Origin of the sequence: Pseudomonas sp. CBZ-4, from assembly GCF_000346755.1 — a bacterium.
In the GTDB taxonomy this organism is placed as follows: domain Bacteria; phylum Pseudomonadota; class Gammaproteobacteria; order Pseudomonadales; family Pseudomonadaceae; genus Aquipseudomonas.
On the sequence record NZ_ANNV01000102.1, the window covers coordinates 77095 to 96567 of the forward strand.

The 19473-nt window shown below is 61.2% G+C and carries 17 protein-coding genes; 9 read left to right on the forward strand and 8 right to left on the reverse strand.

The window, feature by feature from the left end; translation table 11 throughout:
* The first annotated feature begins 87 nt into the window (after positions 1–87).
* The 4 genes from B348_RS0113515 to B348_RS0113530 all read left to right on the forward strand — a co-directional run bounded on the left by B348_RS0113515 (position 88) and on the right by B348_RS0113530 (position 3391).
* Positions 88–798, forward strand: a complete 711-nt coding sequence (locus B348_RS0113515) for an ABC transporter ATP-binding protein (protein ID WP_017736647.1) — start codon at positions 88–90, stop codon at positions 796–798.
* 1 nt (position 799) lies between these two features.
* Entirely contained in the window at positions 800–2065 is a 1266-nt protein-coding gene (locus B348_RS0113520) for an ABC transporter permease (RefSeq protein WP_026136776.1), read from the forward strand.
* 11 nt (positions 2066–2076) lie between these two features.
* A complete protein-coding gene (locus B348_RS0113525; protein WP_017736649.1) occupies positions 2077–2598 on the forward strand; it encodes a DUF3299 domain-containing protein in 522 nt (173 codons plus the stop codon).
* 94 nt (positions 2599–2692) lie between these two features.
* Positions 2693–3391 carry an OmpW family protein gene (locus tag B348_RS0113530; protein ID WP_017736650.1) on the forward strand — a complete coding sequence of 233 codons (699 nt, stop codon included), beginning with the start codon at positions 2693–2695 and terminating at the stop codon, positions 3389–3391.
* A 140-nt stretch (positions 3392–3531) separates the two neighbouring features.
* Here B348_RS0113530 and B348_RS0113535 read toward each other — a convergent pair whose 3' ends face one another.
* Positions 3532–4416, reverse strand: coding sequence for a sugar nucleotide-binding protein (locus B348_RS0113535; RefSeq protein WP_026136777.1), 885 nt, complete (start codon positions 4414–4416; stop codon positions 3532–3534).
* 87 nt (positions 4417–4503) lie between these two features.
* A complete protein-coding gene (locus B348_RS0113540) occupies positions 4504–6582 on the reverse strand; it encodes a mechanosensitive ion channel family protein (protein WP_017736652.1) in 2079 nt (692 codons plus the stop codon).
* Positions 6583–6750: 168 nt separating this feature from the next.
* Here B348_RS0113540 and B348_RS0113545 point away from each other — a divergent pair, with 168 nt between their 5' ends.
* The 3 genes from B348_RS0113545 to B348_RS0113555 are packed head-to-tail and all read left to right on the forward strand — an operon-like array spanning position 6751 to position 9726.
* The gene (locus B348_RS0113545; protein WP_017736653.1) at positions 6751–7530 is read left to right on the forward strand and encodes an endonuclease/exonuclease/phosphatase family protein; all 780 of its coding nucleotides are present in this window, start codon (positions 6751–6753) and stop codon (positions 7528–7530) included.
* On the forward strand, positions 7527–8789 hold the full coding sequence (clsB, locus tag B348_RS0113550; protein ID WP_017736654.1) for a cardiolipin synthase ClsB: 1263 nt from the start codon (positions 7527–7529) through the stop codon (positions 8787–8789). Before B348_RS0113545 ends, clsB begins: the two co-directional genes overlap by 4 nt.
* Positions 8779–9726: a lysylphosphatidylglycerol synthase domain-containing protein gene (locus tag B348_RS0113555; RefSeq protein ID WP_017736655.1), complete on the forward strand. Its 948-nt coding sequence runs from the start codon at positions 8779–8781 to the stop codon at positions 9724–9726. Before clsB ends, B348_RS0113555 begins: the two co-directional genes overlap by 11 nt.
* 113 nt (positions 9727–9839) lie before the next feature.
* Here the strand turns inward: B348_RS0113555 and B348_RS0113560 are convergent, their stop codons facing one another.
* On the reverse strand, positions 9840–10799 hold the full coding sequence (locus tag B348_RS0113560; RefSeq protein ID WP_017736656.1) for a GlxA family transcriptional regulator: 960 nt from the start codon (positions 10797–10799) through the stop codon (positions 9840–9842).
* Between the two features lie 96 nt (positions 10800–10895).
* On the opposite strand from B348_RS0113560, the gene B348_RS0113565 reads away from it, so the two are divergent.
* Entirely contained in the window at positions 10896–11459 is a 564-nt protein-coding gene (locus tag B348_RS0113565) for a cysteine hydrolase family protein (protein ID WP_017736657.1), read from the forward strand.
* Positions 11460–11480: 21 nt separating this feature from the next.
* On the opposite strand, the gene tam is transcribed toward B348_RS0113565, so the two are convergent.
* From tam to B348_RS0113580, 3 genes are all read right to left on the reverse strand, one after another.
* Positions 11481–12242 carry a trans-aconitate 2-methyltransferase gene (gene tam / locus B348_RS0113570; RefSeq protein WP_017736658.1) on the reverse strand — a complete coding sequence of 254 codons (762 nt, stop codon included), beginning with the start codon at positions 12240–12242 and terminating at the stop codon, positions 11481–11483.
* 138 nt (positions 12243–12380) lie between these two features.
* Entirely contained in the window at positions 12381–12896 is a 516-nt protein-coding gene (locus B348_RS0113575; RefSeq protein WP_003232445.1) for a single-stranded DNA-binding protein, read from the reverse strand.
* Positions 12897–12905: 9 nt separating this feature from the next.
* Positions 12906–14300, reverse strand: coding sequence for an MFS transporter (locus B348_RS0113580; protein ID WP_017736659.1), 1395 nt, complete (start codon positions 14298–14300; stop codon positions 12906–12908).
* Between the two features lie 178 nt (positions 14301–14478).
* Here B348_RS0113580 and uvrA point away from each other — a divergent pair, with 178 nt between their 5' ends.
* Entirely contained in the window at positions 14479–17313 is a 2835-nt protein-coding gene (gene uvrA, locus B348_RS0113585) for an excinuclease ABC subunit UvrA (protein ID WP_017736660.1), read from the forward strand.
* A 66-nt stretch (positions 17314–17379) separates the two neighbouring features.
* On the opposite strand, the gene bfr is transcribed toward uvrA, so the two are convergent.
* Positions 17380–17844 (reverse strand): bacterioferritin, encoded by a 465-nt coding sequence (gene bfr / locus B348_RS0113590; protein WP_017736661.1) that lies wholly within the window; start codon positions 17842–17844, stop codon positions 17380–17382.
* Positions 17845–17999: 155 nt separating this feature from the next.
* Positions 18000–19448: a catalase gene (locus tag B348_RS0113595; RefSeq protein ID WP_017736662.1), complete on the reverse strand. Its 1449-nt coding sequence runs from the start codon at positions 19446–19448 to the stop codon at positions 18000–18002.
* Between the last annotated feature and the right edge of the window lie 25 nt (positions 19449–19473).

Consider the following 19473-nt stretch of genomic DNA (forward strand, 5'->3'; position numbering starts at 1 on the left):
CGCAGTGATGCCATCGCAGGCAAGCCAGCTCCCACAGGGGTCCAGCACCACATTTGCAACCCAGCCAACAGGCGACACTGATTTCCCATGACCCAAGCATTGATCGAACTGTCCGACCTGGGCTTCAACTGGCCCGGTCACCCGCAGTTGCTGGATATCCCCGCGTTCCGCCTGGAAGCGGGTGAAACCCTGTTCCTCAAGGGCCCGAGCGGCAGCGGCAAGACCACGCTGCTGGGCCTGCTCGGCGGTGTGCAGAAGCCCAGCCAGGGCAGCATCCGCCTGCTCGGCCAGGAACTCACCGAACTGTCGGCCGGCGCCCGCGACCGTTTCCGCGTGGACCACACCGGCTATATCTTCCAGCAGTTCAACCTGCTGCCGTTCCTCTCGGTGCGCGAGAACGTCGAGTTGCCGTGCCACTTTTCCAAGCTGCGCGCACAACGGGCCAAGCAGCGCCACGGCAGTGTCGATCAAGCCGCTGCCACCCTGCTCGCGCACCTGGGCTTGAAGGACAAGGACTTGCTGGAGCGCCGCGCCGATTCGCTGTCCATCGGCCAGCAACAACGGGTCGCCGCTGCCCGGGCGTTGATCGGCCAACCGGAACTGGTGATCGCCGACGAACCCACCTCGGCCCTGGACTACGACGCCCGCGAAGCTTTCCTTCAGCTGTTGTTCGCCGAATGCCGTGACGCCGGCGCCAGCCTGCTGTTTGTCAGCCATGACCAAAGCCTGGCTGCGCTGTTCGACCGCCACCTGTCGCTGGCCGAACTCAATCGCGCCGCCACGCCCGCAGAGGTTTGAGATGTATCTGTTCCGTCTAGCCATGGCCAGCCTGGCTAACCGCCGCTTTACCGCGATCCTCACCGCGTTCGCCATCGCGCTTTCCGTCTGTTTGTTACTGGCGGTGGAACGCGTGCGCGTCGAGGCGCGCAACAGTTTTGCCAGCACCCTCAGCGGCACCGACCTGATCGTCGGCGCCCGTTCCGGCTCGGTCAACCTGTTGCTGTACTCGGTGTTCCGCATCGGCAACGCCACCAACAACATCCGTTGGGACAGCTACGAACACTTCGCCGCCAACCCCCAAGTGAAGTGGGCGATCCCGATTTCCCTCGGCGATTCCCATCGCGGCTACCGCGTGATGGGCACCAACGACTCCTACTTCGAGCACTACCAGTACGGCCGCAAGCAAAACCTCGAACTGGCCAGCGGCCGCGCCTTCGCCACCGACCCGTTTGAAGTGGTGCTCGGCGCCGAAGTCGCCGAGGCGCTGCACTACAAGCTCGGCGACAAGCTGGTGCTGGCCCACGGCGTGGCGGTGGTGAGCCTGGTCAAGCACGACGACAAACCCTTCACCGTGGTCGGCATTCTCAAGCGCACCGGCACGCCGGTGGACCGCACGCTGCACATCAGCCTCGGCGGCATGGAAGCGATCCATATCGACTGGCACAACGGCGTGCCCGCCCAGGGCAAAGGCCGCATCAGCGCCGATCAGGCGCGCAACATGGACCTCACCCCGCAGGCCATCACCGCGTTCATGCTGGGTTTGAACAACAAGATTTCCACCTTTGCCCTGCAACGGGAGATCAATGAATTCCGTGGCGAACCGATGCTGGCGATCCTGCCGGGCGTGGCGCTGCAAGAGTTGTGGAGCATGATGGGCACCGCCGAAAAAGCCCTGTTCGTGATCTCGCTGTTCGTGGTGCTGACCGGCTTGATCGGCATGCTCACGGCGATCCTCACCAGCCTCAACGAGCGCCGCCGCGAGATGGCGATCCTGCGTTCGGTGGGCGCCCGCCCGTGGCATATCGCGACGTTGCTGATCTTTGAAGCCTTCGCCCTGGCGCTGTCTGGCGTGGTCGCCGGGGTTGGCTTGTTGTACGTGTGCATCGCCGCCTCACGTGGCTATTTGCAGGCCAACTACGGCCTGGACTTGCCAATGGCGTGGCCGAGCGAATATGAATGGACGCTGCTCGCCGGTATCCTGGCCGCCGCGCTGTTGATGGGAGGCGTGCCCGCGTGGCGCGCCTATCGACAATCCCTGGCCGACGGCCTGTCCATACGTTTATGAGGAAGGCTTCGATGCGTCGTGCGCTGTTTGCGTTGTTGCTGCTGGTATCCGCGCCCGTGTGGGCCGGCGACCAGCCCAAGGATTTGTCGTGGCAGGAGATGATCCCACCTGACGCGCCGCCGGAAGTGCCAAACATGAAACCGTTGCACGATCTGTCAGGCATGGCCGATGCCTTGTCGGCCGAAGCGGCGCCAGCGGCCAAGCAGGATCTGCCCAACGCGCCGGTGGTGCAGGCGCTTGACGGTCAGCATATTCGTTTGCCGGGTTACATCGTGCCGCTGGAAGTCAGCGAAGAAGGTCGCACCACCGAGTTCTTGCTGGTGCCGTATTTCGGCGCGTGCATCCATGTGCCGCCGCCGCCATCGAACCAGATCGTGCATGTGAAAAGCGAAGTCGGCGTGAAGCTCGATGAGCTGTACCAGCCGTACTGGATCGAAGGCGCGATGCAGGTCAAGCCGTCCACCAGCGAGCTGGCCGATGCCGGTTACCAGATGGAGGCCGAGAAGATTTACATGTACGAACTGCAGGAATAACGCTGATCGCCCTTTCATTGAGCTGAATCAAAAGACCGCACGGAACGATCTTTACCATTGGACCTACAACTTTTAAACGTCCTTTGGAGCTCCCATGAACAAGTCCCTGCTCGGCGCGTCCCTCTTCGCGCTCGCCCTCGTCGCCCCGGTTGCCCACGCTCACGAAGCGGGCGACATTCTGGTTCGCGCCGGTGCAATCACCGTGAACCCGAAGGCCGACAGCGGCACCGTCAAAGTTGACCAGGGCCCATTGGCCGGCGCCAACCTGGGCGGCAAGGCGACCATGAGCAGCGACACCCAACTGGGCCTCAACTTCGCTTACATGCTGACCAACCACGTCGGTATCGAACTGCTGGCCGCCACGCCGTTCGAGCACGACGTGAAGATCAAGGGCACCGCCCTCGGCGCCGCCAACGGTAAGCTCGGCACCCTGAAACACCTGCCGCCGACCTTGAGCGTCGTGTACTACCCGCTGGACAACAAGTCCGCCTTCCAACCCTACGTAGGCGCCGGTATCAACTACACCTGGATCTACGACGAGCACGTCGGCAGCCGCGCCCAGGGTGCAGGCTTCAGCAACTTCAAGGCAGAAAACTCCTGGGGCTGGGCCGCACAGATCGGTGCGGACTACATGATCAACGACAAGTGGATGATCAACGCCCAGGCGCGCTACATCGACATCAGCACCAAGGCCACCGTGGACAACAACGCCCTGGGCCAAGGCACGCGCGCCAAGGTCAATGTGGACGTGGACCCGATGGTTTACATGGTGGGTATCGGCTACAAGTTCTAAGCCACACCGCATAAAAAAATGTGGGAGCTGGACTGTGTGGGAGCTGGCTTGCCTGCGATAGCATCACCTCGGTATGACTGAAACTCCGAGGTGTCTGCATCACAGGCAAGCCAGCTCCCACATTTGCGTTTGGGGCGGTGTCAGGTATGGCGGTAGAACCGATCCAGCAACGCCGGCAACCCTGCCCGCCACGCCCGTGGCTTGATGCCAAAGGTGTGCAGGATCTTCTTGCAGGCCAGCACCGCATGTTGCGGTTCATCACTCGCGTCCGGCCGAGCCGCATGGGCCTGGGCGGTGGGTGATTCAATCGCCAGCGGATGAAACGTACGCGCTTCCGTGAGGATCGCCTGGCCCAGCGCCAACGGCGTGGTCGCCTCCTGGCCGGCGTAGTGATAGGTGCCCCACAGCGGCGCCGCACAATCGAGTTGCTTGAGCACCGAGATGATCACCCGCGCCGCATCATCCACCGGCGTCGGGTTGCCACGACGGTCATCCGCCATCAGCAATTCATCCGGCTTCTCGGCCCGGGCCAAAAAGCGCCCGAGAGTACCGTCGACGCTGTCATCCAGCAGCCAGCCAAAACGTAGCAACACATGTTGCGGGCACGTCGCGCGCACGCTTTGCTCGATGCGCCACAACGCCTGGCCGCGCAGGCCCAGGGGCACCGGCTCGTCCTTTTCGCTGTAGGCGGTGGCACGGGAGCCATCGAACACGCGGTAGCTGGACGGTTGCAGCAAGGTAATGGTGTGGTGCTGGCACAGTTCGGCCAGGCGTTCGATGGCGAACTCCTGGGCGGCCAGACGGGTTTCGCTGACGGCTTCGGCCTGGAACCAGTCGAAGTAGTAGGCGAGGTTGATCAACGCATCGGGACGGGTGTCGTCGAGCAATTGGGTAAGGCTCGCGGCATCCCAGCCGTCTTGGGGCGGTTTGGGGGCGAGGAAACCGATGTCTTCCTCTGCACCGAGGCGAATCAGCGCCTGCCCGAGGGCATTCCCGCCGCCCAACAACATAAGGCGCATTCGCATAGAGTGTGCAGGCCCGGTCAGTGTGGAACGATGGCTATTTAAGTATTGGTCAGAATCGTTGCATTTTGCGGGTTTGTAGCGCAACCGTCACGGATTAACTGTCTTCGCGCCGGCCTCCGGCGGCTCATGCTCAAGGGCCGCCTTGACGGGCACCATCACCTGCTGTGGATAAGTCTGCGCAAACTGCACCTCGGCGCAGTTATCCACAAGCTTCTTCAAGCGCTGGTTGAAGGCACGGCTCACCGCATATTGCCCACCCGACACGGTACGGAACTGCGCCGTGAGCACCACGCCATTGAGGTCCATCTTATCCACGCCAAACACCTCCAGCGGCCCTTGCAGGTTGTACTTGAGGAACCCATCGTCACGGATCGACTGGCCCGCCTCGCGGATCAACTCCACGGCCTTGTCCACATCGGTGTCGTAGGTGAACTGCACCGAGAAGAACGCGTAGGCAAATTGCCGCGACTGGTTGGTGACCGCCTTGATCTGCCCGAACGGCACCGAATGCACAAACCCCTTGCCGTCGCGCAGGCGCAGGGTGCGGATGGTCAGGCCTTCGACGGTGCCGGCGTGGCCGGAGTCGAGCACCACCCAGTCGCCGATGGACAGGGTGTCTTCGATGATGATGAACAGCCCGGTGATCACATCCTGCACCAGTTGCTGCGAGCCAAAACCAATCGCCAGGCCCACCACCCCGGCACCCGCCAGCAGCGGCGCGACGTTGATCCCCAGGTTGGCCATGGTGGTGATCGCGCAGATCACCACCAGGATGATTTTCACCGCGTTGCGCACCAGCGGCAGGATGGTTTTCACCCGCGTGCTCGGCTGGCGGCTGGAGCGTTTGTTGACGGGTGGCTTCAAGGCTTCCTGGATCGCCGTGTCGAGCACCACCCAGAACAGCCAGGTCATCAGCAGGATCAAGCCGATGCTGCTGAGGGAATCACTGATCGCCCGGCCGATGGAATTGCGCTCGGCAAACTCAAACAACGAGACGCCCCAGATCCGCCCGAGGATCTCGATAAACCCGATGGCCATGGCGATACGCAAAATCGCGTGCAACAGGCTGAGGAAACGTTCCTTATAGGCACTGCTGCGCTGGATCGCCACCTGGCTGCGGGACTTGAACAGGTGTTGCAGCACCGTGCTGAGGAACACCGTGCCGATCAGCAGGATCGTCGTGAACAACGCGCAGCGCAGGGCCTTTTGATTGTCGTCACCGGCGCCAATCAGGTTGATCGCCGAGACCAGCACCATCAACAGGATCGGCCAGTACCACAGCCCGGAAAACACCCGCAGCGATTGCTGCAACGCCGGGTGTTTAAGGCGCTGGGCCAACGGCCGGTTGCGGATCAGGTGGGCGACTGGCCGGCGCAGGCGCACCACCAGTACGCCGAAGATCACCGCAGCAAACAGGCCGGTAAACACCGCGATACTGCTGGTGATATTACCACCGAGTTGACGGGCGATTTGTGGGCTGGTCAGGGCATCGCTGAGGGCGGCGAGAAAGCCGATGAGGAACAGCGGCCTGGGGCAATAACTGCGAATAATCGCCACGGCTGGCCGTTTGTGGCCGAGGTTGAACATGACGATCACACACAGCAGCATCGACGTGGAAAAGATCCCGCTGCTGGTGGCGTAGGCAAAACACAGCGCCAGCGCTCTTCCTACTGATGTGGGTAAAAAATGGCTGACGTAAAGCGTCAAGGGCAGGCAGACCAGTGCCGGCAGCGTATAGGGCACCACGTAGCCGAGCACGGCTTGCAGGCGCTCGCGTTGTTCGACAAAGGCGCGCCGGCTCAGGCGCTGCACGAACCAGCGCCCCAACAACGTGAGCAACGCAAACGCGCCGATCCACACCCCGGATAACAGCAGGAAGTCCCCGGCGACGCTCCATGGCGAACGTTCTGACGCCTGGTCCACCAACCGCCCTACTTCGTCTGCCGCCCGGTCCGCACGCAGGCGCCAGGCATCGACCAGGCTCTGATTGAGGTCGAGCTTGTCCTGCACATTGTCGATGCTGGAACTGATGGCCCCGAGCAGGCCGCCTTCCACCAGCAGTTCCGGCTTGGCCGGTGCTTCGGCTTGCGGGTCGGCGGCTTGCAGTGCGCCGCTGCCGCACAACAGCAGCGCACCGAGCAGTAGTGCAGTCTTTGAGTTCAGCAAAACACCGGGCTCCTTCAGCAGGGTCTGTAAGGAACTGACGGGTTTGGGCCTTGATCGTTCCCCCGCCCGGCCATGTTTATGCCGTCCGTAGGACGCTGGAAACTTTCCGCCGCCCCCTAGAGTCAGCCTTAAACGGGGGCAAAGCCCCACTCTTTTTCAGGAGCAACCATGGCTGCGAGTCCCGACTGGATGCCCGTCACCCCCAGCGTTGCCATCACCCGCTTCACGGTGCTGACGGTCAATATCCATAAGGGGTTTACCGCCCTGAACCGGCGTTTCATCCTGCCCGAGCTGCGCGAAGCCGTGCGCAGTGTGGGCGCGGACATGGTGTTCCTGCAGGAAATCCACGGCACCCACGAACGCCACCCGCAGCGCTACAGCGCCTGGCCGAACATGCCGCAGTACGAATTCCTCGCCGACAGCATCTGGCCGCAGTTCGCCTACGGGCGCAACGCGGTCTACCCCCACGGGGACCACGGTAATGCGTTGCTGTCGAAATTCCAGATTGTGCGCTACGACAACCTGGACATCTCCCAGAGCGGCCATGAAAACCGTGGCCTGCTGCATTGCGTACTGCGACTGCCGGGCACCGGGCAGGAGGTGCATGCGATCTGCATCCACCTGGGCCTGCGCGAGGGGCATCGCCAGCAGCAACTGCGCCTGCTGGAGCAACGCATCCGCGAGATTCCGGCCGATGCGCCACTGGTGGTGGCCGGAGATTTCAACGACTGGCGGCAGAAGGCCGACTTGAGCCAGAGCGGCCTCACCGAAGTGTTCATGCAGGCCCACGGCAAACCGGCACGCACCTTCCCGGCGCGCCTGCCGCTGTTGCCGCTGGACCGCATCTACGTGCGCCACCTCAAGGTGCATAACCCCCGGGTGTTGACCACACGGCCCTGGTCGCATCTGTCAGATCATGTGCCGCTGTCGGTGGAGATCGAGCTATGAGCGTCGCCGTCGAACACATCGCCACCGACCAGCCGCCGGACGCCGCCAAGGCCCGCGACCTGGACTACGGCTGGCACAGCGATAACCAGGTGCAGTTGCTGGAAAACGGCGAGGCGTACTTCCCGAAGGTCTTCGAGGCTCTGCGCGAGGCGCAGCGGGAAATCCTGCTGGAGACCTTTATCCTGTTCGAAGACAAGGTGGGGCATGAGCTGCAACACATCCTGATCGACGCGGCGCAGCGTGGCGTGAAGGTGGTGGTCAGCCTCGACGGCTTTGGCTGTGGCGAGCTGAGCCCGTCGTTTCTCGGTGAGCTGGCGGACGCCGGGGTGACGGTGCAGATGTTCGACCCGGCGTCCAAGACCCTGGGTTTTCGCACCAACTGGTTTCGCCGCCTGCATCGCAAGATCGTCGTGGTGGACGCCGCCGTGGCGTTTATCGGCGGGGTCAATTTTTCGGCCGACCATCTGGGGGATTTCGGCCCCGAGGCCAAGCAGGATTATGCGGTGCAGGTGACGGGTCCGGCGGTGGCCGACCTGCATCATTTCGCCCTCGCACAAAGCGGCCGTCAGCCACGCGCCCGGCGCGGTTGGCGGTGGCGCCAGCAGCGGCCTTCAGCGTGGACGGCCGAAAGCGCCGAGGGCATGGTGCGCCTGATTTATCGCGACAACCTACAGCACCGCGATGACATCGAAGAAGCCTATATCCACGCCCTGAGTCACGCGCAAAAACGCGTGGTGATCGCCAACGCCTATTTCTTCCCCGGCTACCGCCTGCTGCGGGAAATCCGCAACGCGGCGCGCCGGGGCGTACAGGTACAACTGATCATGCAGGGCCAACCGGATGTGCTTCTAGCCAAGCTGGCCGCGCGCATGCTCTACGACTACCTGCTCAAGGATGGCGTGGTGATCCACGAGTATTGCCAGCGCCCGCTGCACGGCAAAGTTGCGCTGGTGGATGACGACTGGAGCACCGTGGGTTCGAGTAACCTGGACCCGTTGAGCCTGGCGCTGAACCTGGAAGCCAACGTGCTGATACGCGATCGCGCATTCAACCAACAGCTCTATGAGCGCCTGGAAATACTCGCCCGCGATCACTGCCAGACCATGCCGGAAAACCGCAAGCCGCGTTTGTGGCTGTGGCGATTGACCGTAGGTTTCCTGGTGTTTCATGTGATGCGTCACTTCCCCGCGATGACCGGTTGGCTGCCCGCCCATAAACCGCGGCTGAAACCGTTTAAGGGCCAGGCCAATGAGCGCTGAATCGCGCTTCAAACGCTGGAAGAAACCGCTGACCGTGGTGTTCTTCCTGGCGCTGGTCGTACTGTTCACCCTGCTCGCCCGGCGCATCGACTGGAGCGAGGTGGTACAGACCCTGGGGGACTTCAAGCTGCGTACCTTGCTGATCGCAGGCGCGGTGACGCTGTGCAGTTTTTTGGTGTACGCCAGCTTTGATTTGATCGGCCGCACCTACATTCGCCAAGACTTGACGTGGAAGCAGATCCTACCGGTGGGCATCATCAGCTACGCCTTCAATCTCAACCTCAGCGCGTGGGTTGGGGGGATTGCCATGCGCTACAGGTTGTATTCGCGGCTGGGGGTGAGCACCGGCAATATCGCCAAGATCCTGGGGCTTAGCCTGGCGACCAATTGGTTCGGCTATATGGCGCTGGCCGGGGTGATTTTCAGCAGTGGCCTGGTGACCATGCCGCCAGGGTGGAAAGTCAGTACCGGCGCGTTGCAGGGCATTGGGGTTGTGTTGGTGCTGCTTAGTCTTGGTTACTTGGCCGCCTGCCAATTCTCGAAAAAACGCGCTTGGTCGGTTCGCGGTATGGAGATCAACCTGCCGTCAGTGCGCATGGCGTGCTTGCAGTTGGCCTTGGGCGCATTGAATTGGTCGCTGATGGCGGCGGTGATTTTTACCCTGCTGCCGGCCAAGCTGGACTACCCGTTGGTACTCGGGGTGTTGCTCATCAGCGCCATCGCCGGCGTGATCACCCATATCCCGGCGGGGCTTGGGGTGTTGGAGGCCGTGTTTATTGGATTGCTGCAACATGAGGCGTCGCGGGGCAGCTTGCTGGCGGGGCTGATTGCTTATCGGGCGATCTACTTTATTTTGCCACTGCTGATCGCGCTGGTGATGTACCTCGGGGTGGAGGCCAAGGCGAAGGCGTTGCGGGTGAAGAAGGCGCCGGCTTGAGCTTGTGTTGATCGGTCTACCGCAATCGCGGGCAAGCCCGCTCCCACAGTTGAAATGTATTCCAATGTGGGAGCGGGCTTGCTCGCGAAGACGGCTTAGAGAACACCGGGATCTTAAACGCCAAATCGACTGCGGTAATCACTGGGCGCCAGGCCGGTGATTTTCTTGAAGGTGGCGCGAAAGGCGCTGGGGTCCTGGTAGCCCACGGTCCAAGCGATGTGATCAATGGTGCCGTTGGTGAATTCAAGCATTTGCCGCGCCTTGCCCACGCGCAGGTGCTGGCAGTATTCAGTCGGCTTCAAGCCGGTGGCGCTGCGAAAACGCCGTAGGAAGGTGCGCTCCTCAAGGCCCGCCTCTTGCGCCATGGCGGCGACAGACACATCCACCGCCCCGCTGGCTTGCAGCCAATGCTGAACCTTGAGGATGGCGCCATCGCCATGCCCAAGGATCGGCGCAAAGTTACTGCCGCACTGGCTGGCGCTGTCGCTGTGCTCGATCACCAGGAAGCGTGCCGTGTCGGCGGCGATGCTCGGGCCCATCAGCCGATCCACGAGGCGCAGGCCCAGTTCGGACCAGGCCATCAGCCCGGCCGTGGTGATCAGGTCGCCGTCATCGACGATGGGCTTATCCGCCTCCAGCCGCACCGCCGGATAGCGGGCCGCGAAGGACTGGGCCGATGACCAATGGGTGGTGGCGCTGCGCCCATCCAACAGGCCACTGCGCGCCAGCATGATCGAACCGATACACACGCCGCCAAGCACCGTGCCCGTGGCATGTTGCTCGCGCAGCCACTGCAACAGCGCCGGCGGCGTTTGTTCTTCGGTAAACTCGCCGATGGACGGCGGCACCAGCACAGCCATCATCGGTTGATCCAGGCCTGGGTGGCTGTCGAACACACGCAGCGGTTGGCCCAGTGCATCCACTTGCCAGTGGCTGACCCGCAGCAATGGCAATTGCGCAGATCGATGCTCGGCGGCGATCCGGTTGGCCACGCCGAACAAGTCGGTCAAACCATGCACGGCGGCCAGTTGCGCGCCCTGGTAGATCAACACACCCAACTCAACAACGACCATTGTCAGTTTTCCCCCTGTTATTGTCGGTGCAGCCAATCCCAGGTGCAGGCGCCAGCGAAGATACTGGGCCCATCAACCCATCACGAGGCAATACCCATGGCCAAGCAAGCACTCATCCTAATCGATATCCAGAACGACTACTTCCCTCAGGGCAAGTGGCCACTCGACGGCGTGGACGCCGCGGCGGACAAGGCTGCGCAGGTGCTGCAAGCGTTTCGCCAGGCCGGTGATGCGGTGATTCATGTGCGCCACGAATTCACATCCCAAGACGCACCATTCTTCACACCAGGTTCCGAGGGTGCGCATTTGCATCCCAAGGTGCTGAACGAGGGCAACGAGCCGGTGGTGTTGAAGCATTTCGTCAATGCGTTTCGCGAAACCAATCTGCGTGCGCTACTGGAACAACGCAGCATCACCGAACTGGTGGTGGTCGGCAGCATGAGCCACATGTGCATTGATGCCGTGGTGCGGGCGGCGGCGGATCTGGGCTACAAGGTCACGGTCATTCACGACGCCTGCGCCACCCGGGATCTGGAGTTCAATGGCCAGGTGATTCCAGCCGCGCAAGTGCATGGGGCGTATATGGCCTCACTGGCATTTGGTTATGCGGGCGTGGTGTCGGCGGATGAATACTTGCAGGCGCAAGCGGCGGCGGCCTGACCGCCACTTGCGTGCCCGACGTTAGCGCGTCGCGATGATGAACAGGCGCGGGAATGGCAGCAATACAGTGCCATCGGCCAGGGCTGGGTAAGCCTGGGTAATCCGCGCCTTGTATTCCTGTAGGAAGGCGGCCTTTTCGCTATCGGTCAAAGGCGCGAGGAATGGCCTTAGGGCCGACGCCTTGAACCACTCCACCACCGCGGCGTGATCTGCCAGCGGGTGCAGGTAAGTGGTACGCCACACATCGACGGTGCTGCAGTGTTTGCTCAACAGTTCGTAGTAGTAGCTCGCGGCGTGGCGCTCATTGTGTTTGACCGCGCCGATCTTGGCGGCCCATGGGCCCTCGGCAGCGACTTCACGGGCGAGCCGGTGGGCAGGCTCGTCGAGGTTGTCCGGGGTTTGCACCGCCAGCGTGCCGCCGGGTGTCAGTTGGTTGACCAGGTGCGGGTACAGCGTGGCGTGATTCGGTAACCATTGCAGGGATGCGTTGGCCAGGATCACGTCAAAGGCTTGCGCTGGGTTCCAGTCGCCAATATCCGCCAGCTCGAAACTCAGTGCCGGCAGGCGTTTGCGGGCGTCGGCGAGCATGTCGTCGGAGCTGTCCATGCCGGTGACGTGGGCGTGCGGGAAGCGCTCGGCCAGTACTTCGGTGGAGTTGCCGGGGCCGCAACCCAGGTCGACGGCGGTGCGCACGTCGGTATTGGGAATCGCCGCCACCAGGTCACGGACCGGACGGGTGCGCTGCAGTTCGAACATCGTGTATTGCTTGGCTGACCAGGTCATCGCAGCATTCCTTCGTGTTAAAGGTTGGCCACAGCCTAAATCCTGTGGGCTCTGAGAACAAATGCCCGGATGATCGGGCAATAAAAAACCCCCGAAGCCTGGGCTATCGGGGGTTTTGTGTGTTCTGGGTCTTGGACCTTAGAACGGGATATCGTCATCAAAGCTGTCGAAATCCGGGGCCGGTTGCGGAGCGGCCTGCTGTGGCGCTGGACGCGACTCACGCTGAGGCTGCTGGCTTGGCTGCGGACGCGACTGCTGTGGACGCGGAGCCGAGTTGGACATGCCGCCCTGGCCCTGTTGGTCGCCCTGTGGACGGCCGCCCAGCAGTTGCATGGTGCCTTGCATGTCGACCACGATTTCGGTGGTGTAACGCTTGATACCGTCTTTTTCCCACTCGCGGGTTTGCAGCTTGCCTTCGATGTAGACCTGCGAACCTTTGCGCAGGTATTCACCGGCGATCTCTGCCACCTTGCCGAACATCGACACACGGTGCCATTCGGTTTTCTCGACCTTCTGGCCGGTTTGCTTGTCGGTCCACTGTTCGCTGGTCGCCAGACTCAGGTTGGTCACGGCGTTACCGTTAGGCAAGTAGCGAACTTCGGGATCCTGGCCGCATGTACCGACCAATATGACTTTGTTAACCCCACGGGCCATAACGTTCTCCTAGGCTGGGCGCGCTGTCGGCACTGGGTTGACCAGTTGCTCAAGCGTCGCGCGATCCAATAATTCGGTGTCCAATTTGATGTAGATGGCGGCTTCTTCGGCGATCACTACCGCATCTGTTACCCCAACAACGGCCTTTAGGCGCTCTACCAGGCCGGCTTCACGAATTGCTTCGGGCGACAACGGCAGGCGCAGGCTTGTGACGTATGGAGGTTCGCGCATGGTAACAGCAAAGGCTAGCCAAAGTGCAGCCAGCCCGGCGCATCCGAGGAACACAACCGACAAACCGCCATGCTGGAACATCCAGCCGCCCATGATGCCGCCCAGTGCAGAGCCGAGGAACTGGCTGGTGGAATACACCCCCATCGCCGTGCCCTTGCCTCCGGCCGGTGAAACTTTACTGATCAGCGAAGGCAACGAAGCTTCCAGCAGGTTGAACGCGGTGAAAAATACCACCGTGCCGACTACCAGTGCGCGCAGACTGTCGCCGAACTGCCAGAAGAATAGCTCAGTGAGCATCAGCGTCGCGACGGCGCCGAGGAGCACTTGTTTCATTTTGCGTTTCTTCTCGCCATAGATGATGAACGGGATCATGGCGAAGAACGAAATCAGCAGTGCCGTGAGGTAGACCCACCAGTGCTGCTCCTTGGGCAGGCCGGCTTTTTCCACCAGCGCCAGGGGCAAGGCGACGAAGCTGCACATCAGCATGGCGTGTAATACGAAGATACCTAAATCCAGGCGCAGCAGGTCGGGGTGCTTGAGCGTCGGCAGCAACGCCTTGCGCGCAACGCCCGATTCGCGGTGCTGCAGCGTGCCGGTGGAGCGCGGCACCATGAAGGCCACGATCACGATACCGAACAGCGCCATGCCGCCGGTGGCGAGGAACAGGCCGTGCAGGCCGAACGCACTTGTGAGCAAGGGACCGACCACCATGGCCACGGCAAACGACAGGCCGATGGTCATGCCGATCATGGCCATGGCCTTGGTGCGGTGTTGTTCGCGGGTCAAGTCCGACAGCAGTGCCATGACGGCGGCAGAAATCGCCCCGGCGCCCTGTAGGACACGGCCGGCAATCACGCCCCAGATCGAATCCGACTGGGCCGCGAGCACACTGCCGAGGGCGAACACGATCAGCCCCAGGTAAATCACCGGGCGGCGGCCAATGCGGTCGGAAATGATCCCGAATGGAATCTGGAATATCGCCTGGGTCAGGCCATAGGCGCCAATCGCCAGGCCGATCAAGGCGGGGGTCGCGCCTGCGAGGTCCATCCCGTAGGTCGCCAGTACCGGCAACACCATGAACATGCCAAGCATACGGAACGCGAACACCAGGGCCAGACCGCTTGCCGCTCGGGTCTCGCCGCTACTCATGCGTTCGCTGTGGGGATCGTGCATGGAAAAACCTCGTGTGAACCGGCGGCGATTCTACCAGTCCCATCGATTGAGAGGGTATATGCGGCGGTTTGCCGCGCAGCTTTCATGTAAGGCTGCACACGGCACTTTGACAGTGTATATTCATCCAGTCTTTAGCCGTATACTCCGGCATTATTTACGCCCGCCGTGCGAGGCCATCTTGGACAAGATCCTGATTCGTGGGGCTAGAACCCACAACCTGAAGAACATCGACCTGACCCTGCCCCGGGACAAACTGATCGTCATCACCGGTTTGTCGGGGTCCGGCAAATCGTCCCTGGCGTTCGATACGCTGTACGCCGAAGGCCAGCGGCGCTATGTGGAATCGCTGTCGGCCTATGCCCGGCAGTTCCTGTCGATGATGGAAAAGCCCGACGTCGACACCATTGAAGGCCTGTCGCCGGCGATCTCCATCGAGCAGAAGTCGACCTCCCACAACCCGCGCTCCACCGTGGGCACCATCACCGAAATCTACGACTATCTGCGTCTTCTATACGCGCGCGTAGGTATTCCGCGTTGCCCCGACCACGACATTCCCCTGGAAGCCCAGACCGTCAGCCAGATGGTTGACCTGGTGCTGGCCCAGCCGGAAGGCGCCAAGCTGATGCTGCTGGCACCGGTGATTCGCGAGCGCAAGGGCGAACACCTTTCCGTCTTCGAAGAGCTTCGTGCACAAGGTTTTGTACGTGCACGGATCAACGGCAAGCTCTATGAGCTGGACGAAGCGCCGAAGCTCGACAAGCAGAAGAAGCACTCCATCGATGTGGTGGTGGATCGCTTCAAGGTGCGGGCTGACCTGCAGCAGCGCCTGGCGGAATCGTTCGAGACGGCCTTGAAGCTGGCAGATGGCATTGCCCTGGTGGCGCCGATGGACGACGAGCCGGGTGAGGAAATCATCTTCTCCGCGCGCTTTGCCTGCCCAATCTGCGGCCATGCCATCAGCGAGCTGGAACCCAAGCTGTTCTCCTTCAACAACCCCGCCGGCGCCTGCCCGACGTGCGATGGCCTCGGCGTGAAGCAGTTCTTCGACATCAAGCGCCTGGTCAATGGCGAGCTGACCTTGGCCGAAGGTGCGATACGTGGTTGGGACAGGCGTAACGTCTATTACTTCCAGATGCTGGGGTCGTTGGCATCCCACTACAAATTCAGCCTGGAAGTGCCGTTCAACCAACTGCCGGCGGACCAGCAGAAAGTCATCCTCCATGGCAGCGGTCCGCAGAATGTCGACTTCAAATACCTGAACGACCGCGGCGACATCGTTAAACGCTCGCACCCGTTCGAAGGCATCGTGCCAAACCTGGAGCGCCGCTACCGCGAGACCGAATCAGCCAGCGTGCGTGAAGAGCTGGCGAAATTCCTCAGTACCCAACCCTGCCCGGATTGCCGCGGCACGCGCCTGCGTCGTGAAGCGCGGCACGTGTGGGTGGGTGAGAAGACGTTGCCGGCGGTGACCAACCTGCCTATCGGCGACGCCTGTGAGTACTTTGGTGTACTCAAGCTGACCGGCCGTCGCGGCGAGATTGCCGACAAGATCCTCAAGGAAATTCGCGAGCGCTTGCAGTTCCTGGTCAACGTGGGCCTGGACTACCTGTCGCTGGATCGCAGCGCAGATACGTTGTCCGGCGGTGAAGCCCAGCGGATTCGCCTGGCCAGCCAGATTGGCGCGGGTCTTGTGGGGGTGCTGTACATCCTCGACGAACCGTCGATCGGTTTGCACCAACGGGACAACGATCGCCTGCTGGGCACGCTGAAACACCTGCGGGATATCGGCAACACCGTGATCGTGGTCGAGCACGACGAAGATGCAATTCGCCTGGCGGATTATGTCGTCGATATCGGCCCGGGCGCGGGTGTTCATGGTGGGCACATTGTCGCCGAGGGCACGCCGGCCGAAGTCATGGCGCACCCTGACTCGCTGACCGGTAAGTACCTGTCTGGCCGCGTGAAAATTGAAGTACCGGCCAAACGCACACCGCGCAACAAGAAGCAGGCACTGCACCTCAAGGGCGCGCGTGGCAACAACTTGCGTAATGTGGACCTGGAGATTCCCCTGGGACTCTTAACCTGCGTGACGGGTGTTTCCGGCTCAGGTAAATCGACGCTGATCAACAACACCCTGTTCCCGTTGAGTGCCACCGCCTTGAACGGCGCGACCACTCTGGAAGCGGCAGCGCATGACAGCATCAAGGGCCTGGAGCTCCTGGACAAAGTGGTCGATATCGACCAGAGCCCCATTGGCCGCACGCCTCGTTCGAACCCTGCGACCTACACCGGGTTGTTCACACCGATTCGCGAGTTGTTTGCAGGTGTCCCGGAATCCCGCTCGCGGGGCTACGGGCCTGGCCGGTTTTCGTTCAACGTCAAGGGCGGGCGCTGCGAAGCGTGCCAGGGCGATGGCCTGATCAAGGTGGAGATGCACTTCCTGCCGGACATCTACGTGCCTTGCGATGTGTGCAAGAGCAAGCGCTACAACCGCGAAACCCTGGAGATCAAGTACAAGGGCAAAAGCATCCACGAAACCCTGGAGATGACCATCGAGGAAGCTCGGGTGTTCTTCGACGCGGTTCCGGCGTTGGCGCGCAAGCTGCAGACGTTGATGGATGTGGGCCTGTCGTATATCAAATTGGGCCAATCGGCGACCACGCTGTCCGGCGGCGAGGCGCAGCGGGTGAAGCTGTCGCGCGAGCTGTCCAAGCGTGATACCGGCAAGACCTTGTATATCCTGGATGAGCCGACCACCGGTTTGCACTTCGCGGATATCCAGCAATTGCTCGACGTGCTGCATCGCTTGCGCGACCACGGCAACACCGTGGTGGTGATCGAACACAATCTGGATGTCATCAAGACTGCTGACTGGCTGGTGGACCTCGGGCCGGAAGGTGGCTCCAAAGGTGGCCAGATCATCGCGGTGGGCACACCGGAGGAAGTCTCCGAGATGCCGCAGTCGCACACTGGTTACTACCTCAAACCGTTGTTGGCGCGCGACCGGGCCTGATTTATCGGGCCCAACAAAAAGCCCCTGTCACCGTTAAGGCGACAGGGGCTTTTTTGTAGCCGGGGATCAGAACTGCGATTGCAGGTAATTCTCCAGGCCGACCAGCTTGATCAGGCCCAACTGCTTTTCCAGCCAGTAGGTGTGATCTTCTTCGGTGTCGTTCAACTGCACACGCAGGATTTCACGGGTGACATAGTCGTTGTGCTTCTCGCAGAGCTCAATGCCCTTGCAGAGTGCGGCACGTACCTTGTACTCCAGGCGCAAGTCACTGGCGAGCATCTCAGGCACCGTGGTACCGGTGTCCAGGTCGTCGGGACGCATGCGCGGCGTGCCTTCGAGCATCAGGATGCGGCGCATCAGTGCGTCGGCGTGCTGTGCCTCTTCTTCCATTTCATGGTTGATACGTTCGTAGAGCTCGGTAAAGCCCCAGTCTTCGTACATACGCGAGTGGATGAAATATTGGTCACGAGCTGCCAGTTCGCCCGTCAGCAACGTGTTGAGGTAATCGATTACGTCGGGGTGACCTTGCATCGCCCTACATCTCCCTGCTTGAAAGTCTGTAGTTTGAACCATGCTGACTCGGAGGTCACGGGATCAACGGCAGAAAAGTGAAGATTTCCCGAGAAAAGTAGCTGAAATAACGCAAAAACCGCCCAAATGAGGGCGGTTCTGCTTATCGTTTAGAGTCAGTTAAGCGATACACCCAGTGCCTTTGCGATTGCTTCTCCGTACGCCGGATCGGCCTTGTAAAAATGCGCCAGTTGACGCTGAACCACATCACTCGACACACCCGCCATCGCACCGGCGATGTTGCTGGTGAGCAACGCTTTTTGCTCATCGCTCATCAGGCGGAACAGCGCCCCTGCGTGGCTGTAGTAGTCAGTGTCCTCGCGGTGATCGTAACGATCGGCAGCACCGCTCAGCGCCAGCGCAGGCTCGGCGTACTGAGGCGCTTGCTTAGGCGCATCGGCGTAGCTGTTGGGCTCGTAGTTAGGAGCGGCACCACCGTTAGGGCCGAATGCCATCGAACCGTCACGCTGGTAGCTGTTCACCGGGCTCAGAGGGGCATTCACCGGCAGTTGCTGGTGGTTGGTGCCAACACGGTAGCGGTGGGCATCGGCATAGGCGAAAACGCGACCTTGAAGCATGCGGTCTGGCGACAGGCCTACGCCTGGAACCATATTGCTTGGACCGAACGCCGCTTGCTCGACTTCTGCAAAGTAGTTCTGTGGGTTGCGGTTGAGTTCCAGTTCACCCACTTCGATCAACGGGAATTCCTTCTGCGACCAGGTTTTGGTCACATCAAAGGGGTTCTCGTAGTGAGCATTCGCCTGGGCTTCAGTCATGATCTGGATGCAGACGCGCCATTTCGGGAAATCACCGCGCTCGATTGCACCGAACAGATCGCGCTGGGCGTAATCGGGATCAGTACCGGCCAAACGTGCCGCTTCGGCCGGCGCCAGATTCTTGATGCCCTGCTTGGTTTTGTAGTGCCACTTAACCCAGTGACGCTCGCCTTGGGCGTTGATCAGGCTGTAAGTATGGCTGCCGAAGCCGTGCATGTGACGGTAGCCGTCTGGGATGCCACGGTCCGAAAACAGGATGGTGACCTGGTGCAACGCTTCTGGAGAGTGCGACCAGAAGTCCCACATCATTTGCGCGCTTTTGAGGTTGCTTTGCGGCAGGCGCTTTTGAGTGTGGATGAAGTCTGGAAACTTGAGCGGGTCGCGAATGAAGAACACAGGGGTATTGTTACCCACGATGTCCCAGTTGCCTTCTTCGGTGTAGAACTTCAGAGCAAAGCCACGTGGATCACGCTCGGTATCCGCCGAACCGCGCTCGCCGCCTACAGTGGAGAAGCGCAGGAAAGTTGGCGTTTGTTTACCAACAGACTCGAACAACTTGGCGCTTGTGTACTGCGTGATGTCTTTAGTAACAGTGAACGTACCGTAAGCACCCGACCCCTTGGCGTGTACACGGCGCTCAGGAATGTTTTCACGGTTGAAGTGAGCGAGCTTCTCGATCAGGTGAAAATCGTCGAGTAGCAACGGGCCGCGCGGGCCAGCGGAACGGGAATTCTGGTTGTCCGCAACGGGAGCACCGCTGGCGGTCGTAAGGATTTTATTCTGGCTCATGTGCGTATTCCTCAGGTCGGACTTG

What these genes read in the sequence shown, in the direction of transcription:
- tam (WP_017736658.1), bottom strand. Translation starts at nt 12,242, where the DNA reads ATGACCTGGTCAGCCAAGCAATACACGATGTTCGAACTGCAGCGCACC.
- B348_RS0113535 (WP_026136777.1), bottom strand. Translation starts at nt 4,416, where the DNA reads ATGCGAATGCGCCTTATGTTGTTGGGCGGCGGGAATGCCCTCGGGCAG.
- bfr (WP_017736661.1), bottom strand. Translation starts at nt 17,844, where the DNA reads ATGCAAGGTCACCCCGACGTAATCGATTACCTCAACACGTTGCTGACG.
- B348_RS0113530 (WP_017736650.1), top strand. Translation starts at nt 2,693, where the DNA reads ATGAACAAGTCCCTGCTCGGCGCGTCCCTCTTCGCGCTCGCCCTCGTC.
- B348_RS0113525 (WP_017736649.1), top strand. Translation starts at nt 2,077, where the DNA reads ATGCGTCGTGCGCTGTTTGCGTTGTTGCTGCTGGTATCCGCGCCCGTG.
- B348_RS0113580 (WP_017736659.1), bottom strand. Translation starts at nt 14,300, where the DNA reads ATGCACGATCCCCACAGCGAACGCATGAGTAGCGGCGAGACCCGAGCG.
- B348_RS0113545 (WP_017736653.1), top strand. Translation starts at nt 6,751, where the DNA reads ATGGCTGCGAGTCCCGACTGGATGCCCGTCACCCCCAGCGTTGCCATC.
- B348_RS0113555 (WP_017736655.1), top strand. Translation starts at nt 8,779, where the DNA reads ATGAGCGCTGAATCGCGCTTCAAACGCTGGAAGAAACCGCTGACCGTG.
- B348_RS0113560 (WP_017736656.1), bottom strand. Translation starts at nt 10,799, where the DNA reads ATGGTCGTTGTTGAGTTGGGTGTGTTGATCTACCAGGGCGCGCAACTG.
- B348_RS0113520 (WP_026136776.1), top strand. Translation starts at nt 800, where the DNA reads ATGTATCTGTTCCGTCTAGCCATGGCCAGCCTGGCTAACCGCCGCTTT.
- B348_RS0113575 (WP_003232445.1), bottom strand. Translation starts at nt 12,896, where the DNA reads ATGGCCCGTGGGGTTAACAAAGTCATATTGGTCGGTACATGCGGCCAG.
- clsB (WP_017736654.1), top strand. Translation starts at nt 7,527, where the DNA reads ATGAGCGTCGCCGTCGAACACATCGCCACCGACCAGCCGCCGGACGCC.
- B348_RS0113515 (WP_017736647.1), top strand. Translation starts at nt 88, where the DNA reads ATGACCCAAGCATTGATCGAACTGTCCGACCTGGGCTTCAACTGGCCC.
- B348_RS0113565 (WP_017736657.1), top strand. Translation starts at nt 10,896, where the DNA reads ATGGCCAAGCAAGCACTCATCCTAATCGATATCCAGAACGACTACTTC.
- B348_RS0113595 (WP_017736662.1), bottom strand. Translation starts at nt 19,448, where the DNA reads ATGAGCCAGAATAAAATCCTTACGACCGCCAGCGGTGCTCCCGTTGCG.